This window comes from Desulfofundulus sp. JL263-se, from assembly GCF_056316025.1.
In genome coordinates this window covers 1,045,231-1,059,883 of record NZ_CM149993.1, presented here as the reverse complement: position 1 = coordinate 1,059,883, position 14,653 = coordinate 1,045,231, and the positions used below count along the sequence as shown (strand labels likewise).

General features: G+C 44.8%; 14 protein-coding genes. 6 read left to right on the top strand and 8 right to left on the bottom strand.

Going from position 1 to position 14,653, the window contains the following annotated elements:
* Window positions 1-95 precede the first annotated feature (95 nt).
* Window positions 96-341: a ferrous iron transport protein A gene (locus ACX4JR_RS05375; RefSeq protein WP_476059997.1), complete on the bottom strand. Its 246-nt coding sequence runs from the start codon at window positions 339-341 to the stop codon at window positions 96-98.
* A gap of 191 nt (window positions 342-532) precedes the next feature.
* Between ACX4JR_RS05375 and ACX4JR_RS05370 the strand changes: the two genes are divergently transcribed.
* The 3 genes from ACX4JR_RS05370 to ACX4JR_RS05360 all read left to right on the top strand — a co-directional run bounded on the left by ACX4JR_RS05370 (window position 533) and on the right by ACX4JR_RS05360 (window position 3,405).
* Window positions 533-673, top strand: a complete 141-nt coding sequence (locus ACX4JR_RS05370; protein ID WP_476059996.1) for a hypothetical protein — start codon at window positions 533-535, stop codon at window positions 671-673.
* 89 nt (window positions 674-762) lie between these two features.
* On the top strand, window positions 763-2,166 hold the full coding sequence (locus ACX4JR_RS05365; RefSeq protein ID WP_476059995.1) for an FAD-binding oxidoreductase: 1,404 nt from the start codon (window positions 763-765) through the stop codon (window positions 2,164-2,166).
* A gap of 78 nt (window positions 2,167-2,244) precedes the next feature.
* Window positions 2,245-3,405: a (Fe-S)-binding protein gene (locus ACX4JR_RS05360; RefSeq protein WP_476059994.1), complete on the top strand. Its 1,161-nt coding sequence runs from the start codon at window positions 2,245-2,247 to the stop codon at window positions 3,403-3,405.
* Here the strand turns inward: ACX4JR_RS05360 and ACX4JR_RS05355 are convergent.
* Both ACX4JR_RS05355 and ACX4JR_RS05350 read right to left on the bottom strand, forming a co-directional pair.
* Window positions 3,388-3,603 (bottom strand): hypothetical protein, encoded by a 216-nt coding sequence (locus tag ACX4JR_RS05355; RefSeq protein WP_476059993.1) that lies wholly within the window; start codon window positions 3,601-3,603, stop codon window positions 3,388-3,390. The genes ACX4JR_RS05360 and ACX4JR_RS05355 overlap by 18 nt on opposite strands.
* 1 nt (window position 3,604) lies before the next feature.
* Window positions 3,605-4,732 (bottom strand): radical SAM protein, encoded by a 1,128-nt coding sequence (locus ACX4JR_RS05350; RefSeq protein ID WP_476059992.1) that lies wholly within the window; start codon window positions 4,730-4,732, stop codon window positions 3,605-3,607.
* Between the two features lie 223 nt (window positions 4,733-4,955).
* Here ACX4JR_RS05350 and ACX4JR_RS05345 point away from each other — a divergent pair, with 223 nt between their 5' ends.
* On the top strand, window positions 4,956-6,482 hold the full coding sequence (locus ACX4JR_RS05345; protein ID WP_476059991.1) for a class I adenylate-forming enzyme family protein: 1,527 nt from the start codon (window positions 4,956-4,958) through the stop codon (window positions 6,480-6,482).
* An 83-nt stretch (window positions 6,483-6,565) separates the two neighbouring features.
* Here ACX4JR_RS05345 and ACX4JR_RS05340 read toward each other — a convergent pair whose 3' ends face one another.
* The 4 genes from ACX4JR_RS05340 to ACX4JR_RS05325 all read right to left on the bottom strand — a co-directional run bounded on the left by ACX4JR_RS05340 (window position 6,566) and on the right by ACX4JR_RS05325 (window position 11,260).
* Window positions 6,566-7,711 (bottom strand): trypsin-like peptidase domain-containing protein, encoded by a 1,146-nt coding sequence (locus ACX4JR_RS05340; protein WP_476059990.1) that lies wholly within the window; start codon window positions 7,709-7,711, stop codon window positions 6,566-6,568.
* Between the two features lie 45 nt (window positions 7,712-7,756).
* Window positions 7,757-8,212, bottom strand: a complete 456-nt coding sequence (locus ACX4JR_RS05335) for a universal stress protein (RefSeq protein ID WP_476059989.1) — start codon at window positions 8,210-8,212, stop codon at window positions 7,757-7,759.
* Between the two features lie 133 nt (window positions 8,213-8,345).
* A complete protein-coding gene (locus tag ACX4JR_RS05330; RefSeq protein ID WP_476059988.1) occupies window positions 8,346-9,713 on the bottom strand; it encodes a sigma-54-dependent transcriptional regulator in 1,368 nt (455 codons plus the stop codon).
* Window positions 9,710-11,260 (bottom strand): ATP-binding protein, encoded by a 1,551-nt coding sequence (locus ACX4JR_RS05325; protein ID WP_476059987.1) that lies wholly within the window; start codon window positions 11,258-11,260, stop codon window positions 9,710-9,712. The genes ACX4JR_RS05330 and ACX4JR_RS05325 overlap by 4 nt, the downstream gene beginning before the upstream one ends.
* Window positions 11,261-11,635: 375 nt before the next feature.
* Between ACX4JR_RS05325 and ACX4JR_RS05320 the strand changes: the two genes are divergently transcribed.
* On the top strand, window positions 11,636-12,112 hold the full coding sequence (locus ACX4JR_RS05320) for a hypothetical protein (protein ID WP_476059986.1): 477 nt from the start codon (window positions 11,636-11,638) through the stop codon (window positions 12,110-12,112).
* 63 nt (window positions 12,113-12,175) lie between these two features.
* Here ACX4JR_RS05320 and ACX4JR_RS05315 read toward each other — a convergent pair whose 3' ends face one another.
* Window positions 12,176-12,373 (bottom strand): hypothetical protein, encoded by a 198-nt coding sequence (locus ACX4JR_RS05315; protein ID WP_476059985.1) that lies wholly within the window; start codon window positions 12,371-12,373, stop codon window positions 12,176-12,178.
* 639 nt (window positions 12,374-13,012) lie between these two features.
* Between ACX4JR_RS05315 and ACX4JR_RS05310 the strand changes: the two genes are divergently transcribed.
* On the top strand, window positions 13,013-14,344 hold the full coding sequence (locus ACX4JR_RS05310; RefSeq protein WP_476059984.1) for an acetyl-CoA hydrolase/transferase family protein: 1,332 nt from the start codon (window positions 13,013-13,015) through the stop codon (window positions 14,342-14,344).
* The last annotated feature ends 309 nt before the right edge of the window (window positions 14,345-14,653 follow it).

Here is a 14,653-nt window from a genome sequence, read left to right as displayed (position 1 = left end):
CTTTGGCCGGGTCGCATTTATGTTATAACCGGTCCACCACCGCATGTTTCCTTTAATGTTTATTTACCGACTCCGCTCGCTTCATTTTTTACAAATCACAGCCGGTACGTCTCCAAGGGGAAAGTAACCGGCTCTACACCTATTTTCCGGGCAAGTTGACGCCCAATGGCCACCTCCTGCTTACACTTGCATATAACCACCGGGCCGGCAGGAATTACTTCCCCGCAGGTAACAACCTCTCCTTCGCTAATCCCCAGGCGAATGGCCTGGGCTTTAATATTTTGGTTTTCTATGGATGTAATTCTTATAACCTGTCCCTTTTTAGCCTTATCCAGCGTCATGACTACCTCCTGAAAAATTTGCTTCTTAATTAATGATAATCATTATCAGTAACCTGAAAAAGATAACCGTTCTCATTTATGATTATAGATAAGTCTATGCCTTTGGTCAATAAAAATCTAATTATGTATCAAAATTTAATTACAGGGGGAAGATATAAAAAATTAAATTTTATACCGGGAGGTCTTGATTTATGACCCAAATCGATACAAAGGGCATGCAAGCAGCCGAACTAAACGAAGCACAATTGGAAAAGCTAAAACAAGCCGAAAAAGAAATAAATAACGGTGCCGATAAAGAAGTATATTTATTGGCTGTACAAAGATCAAGTTAAAAATCCATTAAAAAATGTTGCCGGGCAAATGCCAGGCAACGCTTCCCGTGATATAATTTAATTAAATAAATGACAAGCGAGGACCTGAATTGGCTACCAATTCCCTTGAAAAGGACCTTTTAAAAATACTGGACCGGAGCCAGGTGCGCACGGGGGAACTGGACCGCCGCCTTTACTCCTATGACAGTTCTTTTCTTGCCCGGAGGAGCTCATTTATTCCTGATGCAGTGCTTTTCCCCAGGTCAACGGAACAAGTATCTGCAATATTGAAATACGCATCCAGCCGTGGAATACCGGTGATCCCCCGGGGGGCGGGCACCGGAGAAACCTGCGGCTGCCTGGCTACCAGGGGCGGCCTGGTGCTGGACCTTTCACCGTGGAATACGGTGGATGAAGTAGACGCATCCAATATGCAGTCCCTGGTCCGGCCGGGAGTGGTACATGCCCGTTTTAATAAACATTTATCCACTTACGGCCTTTTCTTTCCGCCGGACCCGGGCAGCAGCCAGATGTGCACCCTGGGGGGCATGATTGCCAATAATTCCAGTGGCCTTAGGGCGGTAAAGTACGGCACCACCGAAAATTATGTCCTGGGCCTGGAAGTGGTGTTGCCGGACGGAGAGATAATCATAACGGGAGGTAAAGAATCCCGGGCTGTAAAAAATGTTTCCGGGCTCAATCTCACCAAGCTTTTTGTGGGCTCGGAAGGAACTCTCGGCGTTATTACCCGGGCCCGCTTAAAGCTCTGGCCCAAGCCGGCCGCAAGAGGCCTGGTCATGGCCACATTCCCGCGGCTTGAAGACGCGCCCCCGGTTGTAGAAGAAGTTTACCGGGCGGGAATTATGCCTTCGGGAGTGGAGATTTTAGATGGCCCGGCCATACGGACCGTAAACATGTACAGGCCGGAAACCAATTTGTCCGAAGTAGAAGCCATTTTATTATTTGAAGTTGACGGCTCTCCGCCGGGGGTGGAATGGGAAGGAGAAAAAATCACCCGCATTGTCAGGCAGGCGGGGGGAAATGCCGAATGGTCCACGCACCCAAAGCGAATGGCCGAATTGTGGCAAGGACGGAGCCTGGTTGCCGCGGCAGCGGCACGCATCCGCCCGGACGGTACCAGGATTTTTGCCGGGGAAGATATCAGCGTTCCCTTAAATAAAGTGGCGAAAGCCCTGCGGGAAATTCACAAACTGGGAAGGGAATTCGGCATAACCGTTATAACCTTCGGGCATATAGGGGACGGAAATATTCATACCGCCCCCGTCATTAATATTGATTCCCAGGAAGAAATTGAGCGGGCAGACGCCCTTGTGGATGCCATTCACCGCTTGGCCGTAAAGCTTAAGGGGTCCACCACGGGGGAGCATGGCGTTGGGTTGGTCCGCGCCGATTATGCAGAATTGGAACACGGGAAGGCCCTGGATGCCATGAAAAAAGTTAAAAAAGCGCTGGACCCCGGAAACATAATGAACCCGGGGAAAATTTGGCCATAAGTTTTACAAATTGTACCCGTCAAATAAACGAAGCTGGCTCCCTTTGCAATAGTCAGATGTACAGGGAGAGTTTTTGTAATGAATGACGCTCAACTAAAAACTTATCTTAACAAGTGCGTTCGCTGCGGCCAATGCCGCTCCGTCTGTCCTGTTTTCGAAGTTCTCGGAGAAGAAGGTGCCGCCCCTCGGGGGAAAGTATTTATTGCATCCCTCCTTTTTTCTGGCGAACTGGCCCGCCCCGGCGAGGCCAATCATTATTTTTCCCTGTGCCTTCAGTGCCGCCGCTGTTCAGCCCAATGCCCATCAGGTGTTCCGGTGCACCATATAATTAGCGAGGCCAGGAAGTTGCTGTCAAGGCCCTGGCAGCACTTGCTTTATGACCATCTCCTGGCGTCTGCACCGGCAAGAACACAGGCAGCTCGTTTATTTCAGCTGGCGGAACATTGCGGCTTGAAAAAACTGGCCATAAATTTAGGAATGTTACCACCCTGGGTAAAAAATATATCGGTAGTACAAAAGGACCTGCCTGAATTTACCCCTTCCCGGGGGACCTCCAAAGGCACCATTACATACTACCCCGGCTGTGTTGCCGCCCACATATTTCCTGGGATAGCAAAAGCCTGCATAACAGTGCTTTCCCACCTGGGCTGGAATGTAATTGTACCGCAAAACCTTACTTGCTGCGGGTTTCCTCACGAGGCGGCGGGAAGTAAAAAGGCAGTAAAACTGCAAGAGGAAAACTATACCGTATTGCAGAAAACGAATCCGGATATAATTATAACTTCCTGCCCTTCCTGCGCTTTGGCTATAAAAAATTCGCCGGGGGCCCAAAATCGTTCTACCCCCGTTAAGGAAATTACAGAATTTTTGGCTGAAAGGGATATAAAAATTAATGCAGCCAAAGGGCCTTACCGGCAGGTGACATATCACCAGCCCTGTCATTCATCCCCTGCAGCCCTGAAATATCTACTGGAAAAACTACCCCGGGTGGAAATTATCCCCTGGGAAATGGAAGCAACCTGCTGTGGTGGCGGCGGGATTTTTATGTTTCTGAAGCCCGGTATCAGTTCCCTCATCCTGCAACCCAAAACAACTGCCTTAAAAAAGACCGGCGCAAAAAACATTGTCACCAACTGCCCGGCGTGCATACTGCAATTGCAGCGAGGACTTTGGGGCACCGGAATAAAGGTAATACACCCGGTGGAAATAATATCTTCCCTTTTAACTGGCCAGCCATAAAAACAGGCCTAATAAAAATACGGAAAAAACAGAAAACAGCAATAACAGGAAAAATATAGGATCTATGTGCAATCTTCCCAGCTGAATCTTTTTCGGCCCCTCATGGCGTTGGTTTTTATCTTTCATATATTCACCCGCCTGTCTAAAAGATTTATACCAATTTTGCTGAATACCTGACTCTGCAAGTACCCACCGCAACCTATATGAACCTCTGCTTTAAATAATTTATGGTTTCCTCCAGGGTGCCCTCCCTTTCCAGGTAACGTACTCCCCTGGCAACATACTCGTATCTGTACCGGTCATTCATATCATCTAAGAAACGGTAAACACCGGCCCGCCTGCCCAGCCGGAAGTTCACTCTCTCCCTCTCGGGCATCTGTAGATAACGGTCTATTACCCCCAGCAAGTAATCCTTTTCCTGGGGTAATTTTCCCCGTACTTCTTCCAGCAAATTCAAAACGTGATCACTCACTACCATGCTATCGATACCTTCCAGGTTTTCAATTAATAATCTTTCCTCCTGAACTATACTATCTTCCGAAAGGGGCGTAAAAATTCCGTTACTTACCTTTTCAGCCAACGGGGTACCCGGTATCACCGAAAGGGTTCGAAAACGAATATGGTTGGGATTTACGGCATTTAATACCCGGGCAGTTTCCAAGGCATGTTCACGGGAATATTCTTTCCCCCCCAATCCCAAGATTACATAGTAACAAAGGGAAATACCAGCCTCCTTGACTTTCCTCCCTCCTTCTATCATGTCCACAGCATTTGCCCCCTTATTAATCAACTGGAGCACTTTATCACTGCCGGATTCTAACCCCATATGGATCCTGGTAAGGCCTGCCCTGTATAATTCCTTTAATTCAGCAAGAGTTTTACGCCGGGCGGTTTTGGCCCGGGCATAAGTGGTTATCCTTTCCACCCCGGGAAATACTTCTTTAATAACCTTTAAAACTTCCAACAATTCACCTGTCTTCATAATCAATGAATTGGCGTCCTGTAAAAATACAGTTTTTCCCCCGTAATACATCCAGACAGCCACGTGCAAGTACTGGCTTCCGTAGCTTTCACGCAGCCGTTCAATAACCCTGGAAGTTATACGCCCCCCACTTCCCCAACGCCAGGATAATTCCTTTATTTCTTCGCACATATTTTTAATTGTCAATACATCTTCTTTAATTTCCTCCACCGACCGGCGGCTGAATTTCTTACCCTTATAGGTTTTACAAAAACCACATTTATTCCAGGGACAGTTTCTTGTCGCCCTTATCAGAAGGCTGGTAGCCTCACTGGGAGGTCTTATGGGCCCCTGCTCAAATTGCATAAATTTACTCCCCCTTAACTTTATTTTTTGCTATTATATCATTAGGAAAGGAAAACCAAACTGCCATTCATCCCCCGGTTAAAATCGGGGGCATTCTGGCAGGGATTTTAGTAAAAAGTTTTCCTGCCTTAGACCAAAGAAGGATTTCTATCTGGTAGATAGAATTACTTAATAAACGATTTCCTCTCATTTTTTGCGGTTCAGATATAAGGAGGTCCCTTTTATGAATTTGCCGTCAAGGCTTGCTGAAATCGGTCGGGCAAATCCATCCCATGAGGCAATAATTTACCACCGGCAGAGGATAACCTACGGCCAGCTCAAAGCCGAGGTTAATCAACTGGCTAACGGATTGCAGCAACTGGGTATAAAGCCAAAAGATCGGATACTTATCGCTTTAAGTAACTGTCCGGAATTTATTGTTTCCTACTACGCAATACTTCGCTTAAAGGGTATTGTGGTTCCTATTAACCCTGCATTTACCAGAAATGAAATAGGTACCATAATTAAAGATTGCCTTCCCGCGGCAGTAATCACCACCAGTGATATGGTTCCAGTTTTCCGGCAGTTAGAACAAGACGTTAAAATCACCAAGGGTATTGTTGTCACCCGCGGGGAATCCCCATCAGGTGAAGCAGTTTCTTATAATGAATTAAAATCAAATAAAAAAGTTACTTTTCCATCCAGTTCCTATGGTAGAGATGAACCGGCTGTAATTATTTATACATCCGACGCTGCCGGACATCCCAGGGGAGCCGTACTTACTCACCATAATCTTTATAGCAACGCAATTACCTTTGCCCAGATGTGTAAAATGACCCCGCAGGACAGGGCCCTTTTGGTAGCTCCGGTCTATCATATGGCAGCTCAAACCTGTGTTATGAACAACGCTATTGTTTCCGGCTCAACCATAGTAATTCATGACGGGTGGGCAGGACCTGAACCCATACTGGATTCCATTGACAAAGAAAGAATTTCTTTCTTTTTCGGCCCTCCCACAATGTATCATTTTTTAGTTGGCTACCCCGATGCCGATAAGTATGATACCAGTTCTTTACGCATTGCCTACTCCGGAGGGTCCCCGCTATCTCAAGAAATATTCAAAGGCTTTGCTGAAAAATACGGCATTGAAATTACTGAGGGCTACGGTCTGTCCGAAACATCTCCGCTGGTAACCTCCAACCCCATCGACGGTCCTAAAAAAGTAGGTTCCATAGGGAAGCCTATTCCCGGAGTGGAAGTAAAAATTTTTGATTACGAGGGCCGGGAAGTTCCTTTAGGACAAGTTGGAGAAATAGTGGTGCGGGGCCCCAATGTAATGGCAGGATACTTCAACAGAAAAGATGAAACCCGTTGGGCCATGCGCGACGGCTGGTTTCACACCGGCGACCTGGCTTACATGGACCAGGACGGATATTTATTTATCGTCGACAGGAAAAAGGATCTAATCATTCGCGGTGGAGTAAATGTAAATCCCCGGGAAGTTGAAGAAGTTCTTTCCACCCACCCGGCTGTATTTGACGCAGCTGTGGTGGGGGTTCCTGATGCCGTAATGGGCGAGGAAATCATGGCCTTTGTAATGCTGCGGAAAAACGAAAAATTGAAAATATCCGAACTTCAGGAATATTGCCAAAATAAGCTGGCTAAATACAAAATTCCCCGTTACATTCGCTTTGTAGATAGCTTACCGAAAACTACATCAGGAAAGCTTATGCGCAAGGAAATACAGAAATGGGCCACACGCGGGAAATAAAAACTGTATATACCGCAAGCCCTTCTTATTGATAAAGAACCCAGGGCCTTATAAAAAACCCTGGGTTCTTTATCTTTCTTTGTTTATCTTAATTGTGCTGGTTTTTCACCAACGGTAAAACTTATATTCATAAGGCGGCCCTTTCTATATACCAGTAAATTTGCCCTTTGGCCAATTTTCATATCTTTTATGGCCCTGGCCATTTCTTCGGAATTTTTAATGTTCTTTCCGTCCAACTCCAAAATGACATCCATCTGCTGTAATCCGGCCTTTTCCGCCGGACTTCCCGGAATTACACCGACAACTACTACGCCGTCAGTGCTTTGCAGCCCAAAATAGCGGGCTAAATCGGAACTTAAATCGCTCATTTGTATTCCCAGCCACGGGTGAGATACCTTCCCCTGGGTCAGTAGTTCGTCCAATACCTCCTTAACGGTATTGGCAGGTATGGCAAAACCAATGCCCTGTGCCTGTGCCACGGCAGTGTTAATTCCTATCACTTCACCTTTCAAGTTTAACAAGGGACCGCCACTGTTTCCAGGATTAATAGCAGCATCGGTTTGTAATAAGTTTTTATAGTGCCGGTTTTCAACCGTTACAGGGCGCCCCTTGGCACTGATAACCCCCACTGTAACAGTGTGGTCAAACCCAAAGGGGTTTCCAATGGCTATAACCCAATTACCTACCTTAACTTTATCGGAATCACCCATTTTCAAGCAGGACAGATTCTTGGCGCCTTGTATTTTAAGCACGGCCAAGTCCAGGTCATAATCGGCACCCACTACCTTAGCTGGATATTCTTTTCCCTTGCCGCCTATGGTAACTTTGATATCCGTAGCCCCGGAAATAACATGTTCATTAGTAATAACCAGGCCGTCCTCGGAAATTATAAAACCGGAACCAAGTCCTGTTTCTTTTTGCGTCCTGGGCAAAAGCTGGTCACCGAAAAAGTACCTGAAAAAGGGATCATCAAAAAATGGATCAGGGGCCCTGCTAATTTTGGTAGTGCTTATTTTAACAACCGCCGGGCCGGCAGAATCAACTACATTAGCTATTGAGTCGGGCCCCAAACCGGGCCTCACTTGCTCGGCACTGGCATTTCCACCCGGTACACCGGGTACCTGTTTGCCGGTTAAATCACCAACCAGCAAACAGCCGCCCATAAACATTATGCCGGCAAGAAAAGCTATTAAGCCGATAAATATAATAGATTTCCTTTTGCTTTCCATTTTGCCCGCTCCCTTCTAAAAATCATTGCTAGGAAGATTTCTCCTTTACTTGACCAGAAGCACCGGGCACCGGGAAAGATGCAGTACTTTATGACTGACACTGCCCATTACTACCTCCTGCCATCCGCTCTTGCCCCGGGTACCCATTATAATAAGGTCGATATCGTGCTTGCGGGCATATTCACAGATTTCCTCCGCAGGATTGCCGGCGCTGTAATCCGTATGAACCTCAATACCTTTCTCTTTAAAAACCTCCGCCGTTTTCTCCAAAATATGATCGCGCTCCTCGGCAAATAAATCCATAATGTTCTCAGCCTGTTTGCCCATGTCGGCAGCCACCCAATACAGGTGTCTCTCCACGAACCTGCGGGGAACAGAATTAACAGTGAACACCGTTACTTTGGCTTTAGGGTTAAGCTTAACCAGTTCCGCGGCAAATTTGGCTGCGCGCATGGAATAATCAGAACCGTCGGTGGGAACCAGAATTTTTTCCAAAACCAACTTATTGCCCTCCCCAAAAGTTATTTTCCAATCCTTTCCTTCACATAAACCAATAACTTTCCCACAAAAATTTATATTCTTTCTTAATATCCTAAACCAAGATGCAAGACATGTCCACACTTATCTGTATACCTTATTTGCCACTATTATTTTTTTGGATGCCATACTTCTGACAGCGGTAAATAAATGTGGATCTTGTAATTCCCAGAAGTTCCGCTGCTTTGCTCTGGTTACCTTTGCTTTTTTCCAAAGCTTTTATAAGTAATTGTTTTTCTACCTCCTCTAAGGAAATTCCCTCATCAGGAAAATGAATAATTAATCCTTTGTCGGATTTTGCCCGGGAGCCACGTATCTCTTCAGGGAGATGTTCCGGCAATATTTCGTTCCCTCGACTTATTATGGCAGCACGTTCAATGACATTTTGCAACTCACGAATGTTTCCCGGCCAGTCATAACGTTGAAACAATTCAAGCACTGCGGGCGAAATACGTTTCGTACCGTAAGTGGGTTTGAGCTTTTTTAAAATATGATCTACCAGTAGGGGAATATCCTCACGTCGCTCCCGTAAAGGGGGTATGTTTATGGGCATAACATTCAACCTGTAATAAAGATCTTCGCGAAATTGACCATCCCGTATGGCCTTTTCCAGCTGGCGATTGGTAGCGGCGATTACCCGCACGTCCACCATCAGGGTTTTCGTTCCCCCTACCCGCTCAAAGGACTTTTCCTGAAGCACTCTTAAGAGCTTAGCCTGCATGTTAAGGGGTAATTCCCCGATTTCATCAAGGAAAATAGTTCCTTTATCGGCCAATTCAAAACGCCCTATTTTCCTGGAATAGGCACCGGTAAAAGCTCCTTTTTCATGGCCGAAAAGTTCGCTCTCCAGGAGTTGTTCCGGCAGGGCAGCACAATTAACCGGCACAAAAGGGCCGTTTTTGCGGGGACTGTTCCGGTGAATGGCCACTGCCACCACTTCCTTGCCTGTACCGCTTTCTCCGGTTATCAAAACATTAGCATTTGTCTGGGATACCCGCTCGATTAAGTGAAGAACTTCCTGGAAAGCCTGGCTTTTACCAACCATATTACTGTATTCTTTGGTCAATTGTGAGCGGAGAAAAGATACCTCAGTCTCCAATTGGCACACTACGAGATTTTGTTTGATTACCAGCTTCAATTCGTCCAGGTCAAAAGGCTTTGTAATGTAGTCAACTGCGCCCATTTTCATGGCTTCAATGGCGGTTTCAATTGTACCGTGAGCAGTAAGTATTACAACCGGAAGCCTGGGATTGATCTCCCGGGCATGCTTTAATACCTCCAACCCGTCCATTTCGGGCATTTTCAGGTCAAGTATAACCAAAGACGGGTCTTCCTCTTGAATAATTTTTAGCCCCTCCGGCCCTCTATAAGCCACCCGTGTCTGGTATCCTTCCTGGCGCATGGCCCGTTCCAGGGCCCAGCACATATGTTCCTCATCATCGATAATTAGGATTGTGGGAATCAAGTTAATTCACCCCGCTCCTCATCGGGTACTGGTAATTTAACAATAAAAGTGGTTCCTTCACTACTACTTTTCACATCTATGCTGCCATTGTTTAAGCTAACTATCCTGTGGCTGATAGACAGGCCCAAACCTGTACCGGTGTCTTTAGTAGTGTAAAAGGGATCGAAAATGTTATTAAGCTCCCTGGGCGGAATCCCCTCGCCGTTATCTGCAAAGGCTATACAAACATAACCACCCTCAACAAAAGTGCTGATGGTGAGCTCTCCTCCCCCGGGCATGGCCTGAACGGCATTAAGGATAAGATTTACAAAAACTTGTTTTATTTGTTCGCCATCTGCTCGAACTGTCGGGAGTTCATCCATAAGGGATAACTTCAAGGTTATCTTATGTTGTCGAATCATTGCAGCAGTAAATGTTAACACTTTTTGTATAAGAGAATTGACTGAAACCGTTTCTATCACGGGCTTATTTGGTCTTCCAAAGTCGAGAAGTTCCTTGATAATCCGGTTCTGACGTTCCACCTGTTCCTTAATTACCTTTGTAAACTCAAGAACAGAAGGAGCTTCATCACGCAGTTCCTGTTCCATTAATTGGGTGGTGGTTTTAACTATTCCAATAGGATTGCGCAATTCATGGGCCACACCGGCAACCAGACGCCCCAGCGCAGCAAGACGTTCCGAACGCCGTAGTTCCTCTTCTAATTTTTCCTTTTCAGCCAGTGACCGGGCCATCTGATTAATAGCTTTGGCAATTTCCCCAATTTCTCCATTCATTTCAGGGATTTGCTGGTGAATATCCTTTTGCATGCTTTTGAGTCCGTATTTGATAATCTCCACATTTCCAGTCAGGTTGCGGATAATAAACAGAGAACCTAAAGTCCCCAAAAACAAGCCGAAAACTGCCACATACTTTATCAGGGTGAGAAAATTCCGGCTCTGGGCCAAAATGGGATTCAGCCGCTTGTCTGCCCAAACAACCGCTACCAGTTCACCGTCGTAATAAAGGGGAGCTAGATACTCGTAAGTTTCATCGTCAAGACTACGGGTTAATTTGGATAAAGGTTTACCACTTGCAGCCACGGCCGTCAAACCGATTTTGGCCTCGTTCAAAACCCTCTTTTCCCGTTTTTTTTGCTCTTCAGAAGTTAAGTCTCTATATTGGTGCAGAAACCCCTTAATAAAAATTTTTTCATTTTCCGGAATATAAAGCCCCAATCTCACCCCGGGATTGCTGCTAAGAATCGAGGGGGAAACAGTATTATTAAATGCTTTTTCAAGATATATGGTTTTCAGGCTAACTGGAAGGCTGTTTATATTTTTTACCGGCAGACGATTAGCGAGGTAATCCTTCATCTGGGGAATAATGACGGAATCGACGGTGGATTGTAATTTTTCTTCATAGTCCTTTAAAATAGCTTCCTCACTTCTACTGGCAAAATAAAGGTCATAAAGCATTACCAACAACGGAATAAACAAAAGAAAAATAACCATTATTAAAAATTGTGAACTTATGCGCTGGGTATCTAACTTTGCAAAAAATCCGTGCATAAATATTTCTCTCCTGTCTAATATCAAACTATTTGCTTCGAAAAATGTTCGTTATCATACACCTCATTAAGTTAAAATAACCAGGGATGCATTCCACAACCCCTGATAAAATATGCTTTATGCCTCATTACTTGACCAATTGATTGACTGGCATAGAAATTGCTTTGGTGAAGAGTAGATCATACTGGACTTTTTAAGATAAGGTATAATATAATAATAATGAAAGCAACAAGTACTTTGAGTGAATGTATGATATAGTGCAGTTAAGCGTAGTTACTGATTTCACAACCCGACAAAATTATATCATAAAAAAAACTATCTTTAAACTATATGTTTTAAAACTGACACTTATTGTAGTTTGGTGGAGGGATTAACTTGGAACAATCCTTCAACGATTTTTTAGAGGAGGTTTTAGATAGAGCTACCAAAATCTTGCAGGAAGAGGGCATTAAAGTAACCTGCGTTTCCCTCGGTAAAAAACTTGGTATTACTGAATCGTGGAAATGTATACAAATTTCTAATAACAAGTCCGTTTACTATCGTATTGGTAAAACAAAGCCGCGCAAGGGACCGCTTAAAGGACAGGAATTTCTGGTAGTGGACCTGGTGATGGATGGCTGCAAAAGACAAGTTTTCGTACCACTGCTAAAAAGAAGAGAAAACATTGAGAAAAAACTGGGAATCACACTGGTAAGGGAATCACCGAAGGTAGAAGCTATGGGCCAGTACCGGTTAAAATTAATGATGCCCAGTGACCTTTATTACAAAGGTAATGTTCGTTATGTAGCAAGACAGCTGGCTAATTTTATTACAACCACGAGACCGTACCTTGCAGAACTGGGCGTAATTTAAAACAAGTAAAAAATTTGGGTGCTGCCGGCACAGCACCCCATAAAAAATAAACTATAAAATCTTTTAAAAAATATATTTTACAGCCCAGTAGCCGCAAGAGACCGTAAAAACAGTGCCGTAAATCGCTAATAAAGCTACGGGAACCATGCTAGCCTTACCCGGGTGAGCTTTCATCATCTCTGCCCGTGCCATTTCCGCCTCAAAAAACGGCTTCTCCAGCATATTTTCCAGTTTGCTTTTAAGGGGAGATGCTACAGTCACTTTATAAATCCCTCCTTTCTTTTCCTTTGTACTGACTAAGCGAGCATATTTTTTATTCACCGCTTACCAAAAGCTAACAGCAAAAGGATATAATAACCCCTCACAACAATGTCGGTAACAGTGACGACCTTCCCTTTGTTGACACCCAGAAGTGCCCCTACACCAGGACGAATGTCAAACAAAGGTGCCGGCAGTGAGGGGATTTTTTTATCTTTATAACTTCACTTTAACCGACAATATATATATTATTATTGGTAAGTTAACGAAATAACGTAGTGACAATTATAAATGCATTAATGCATCTCCAGCAAAGTTATCGGTAACTGCATTAACCAAAGTCTTACTAATTTTGTAGTGGCAACGCTTGTGAACTATATCACTTTCATCAGCATACTACCATACTTAGTTAATTGGGTCAACATATTTTTACTTTTAAAAAAATTATCTGTCTTTGCCGTTTAATAACGATTACGTTGTAAATAAAACTTTGATCTGCCAAATTATCTTATTGACTTCTGCCAAAGAAGTATACTATGCTAATTGCGAGTTATATCACATTCCTTAATTCGTTCAGTACATGATAAATACTTTTGTCATTATGAAAGGAAAATAAATAGAAAATAAAAAGGAGTTGTTTGGATGGTTTGGCTTCAAACCGGACCATTTTTCGGCAATAAAGAAAGATTGCAGAATTTATACCGGGAAAAGCTGGTTACCCCTCAAGAGGCCGTAGGATGCATTTGCTCGGGGGATAATGTAGTCTTATCCATGGGAGCCGGAGAACCCACGGTACTTCTCGATGCCATGGTAGAGCGCAAAAGCGAACTGCGTGATGTGCGTATTCACCAAATGCTGCCGCTCACTACGCCTCAATACATGAAAAAAGGCATGGAACGTCATTTTCGCCATGTTTCCTGGTTCAACAGTGCCCTTACCCGGCCGGGCGTGAAGACCGGCCAGGCCGGTATCATGATGGGATACCTGTACGAGTACCCGCGCTTTTTCACCGAAAACTTAACGGTTAATGTATTTATGGGTACGGTATCTCCCATGGACCAGCACGGTTTTTTTAGCTTCGGCGTCTCCGTAAACTACACCATGGCCGCAGCCCAAAAAGCCCAGACCGTTATACTGGCAGTTAACCCCAATATGCCGCGCATTCATGGTAATGGTCACATCCATATCTGCCAGGCCGACTTAATTGTCGAAGACAATTCTCCTTTACCTGAAGTAACCCTTGAACCGCCCAGTGAAATCGACCTCAAAATTGCTGAAAATATCGCCGCTTACATTGATGACGGGTCCACCCTTGCCCTGGGCATCGGTACTATCCCCCAAACTCTCCCCTACGCCCTAAAGTGCAAAAAAGGCTTGGGAATTCATACTGAAATCCTTACCGATGCCGTCGTTAAGTTAGTTGAGATGGGGGTAGTTACCAATCAGAATAAAACGCTGCACCCGGGTAAAATTGTATGTACCTCCGCCCTTGGAACAAAAAAACTTTACAGTTTCATGGACGACAATCCAATGATTGAAATGCGCCCTGTCTCCTACACCAACAATCCTTATATTATCGCCAAAAATGAAAATATGGTGGCGGTTAGCAGTGCCAGCAAGGTTGATCTACTGGGACAATGTACAGCAGAACCCATCGGGCCCAAACAACTTTGCGGCACCGGAGGGCAAGTCGACTTTGCCCGCGGTACGGCACTGGCCCGGAACGGCAAATTCTTTATGGCACTGCGTTCTGTAAACGACAAAAAACAATCCAACATCGTCCCCCAACTGGAAAAAGGAGCTGTAGTAACAATAAGTCGTAATGACGTGGATTATATCGCCACCGAATACGGTGTCGCCAGGCTCAAGGGTAAAACTGTACGGGAGCGGGCCGAGGCTTTAATCTCCATCGCTCACCCCGATTACCGCTACGGGCTCAGTGAAGCCGCCAAAAGACTCGGCTTCACCCGGTAACAATTAAAAAACTTTGACAAAATCTATTGACGTTATTAAAACAGTGTGATAGTATGCTGGTGGAAAGTGATAGAGTTCACAAATGTTGTCACTACAACACTCTCGCCACAATACTTACACAATACTTATAAGATTTTTGAGCCAAAGTGGGCAATGCAGCTAGCAGTAACTTTAAAGATTAAGTAGTTTGTCATTACATTGTCATGTTTTAATCTTAATTATTTATTATGCCCGACTGGCAAGATGAGGTCCCAGGTATAAAAAATCTCTATCGACACCCGTTAAGATATGGGGGCACTTCCGGGTGTC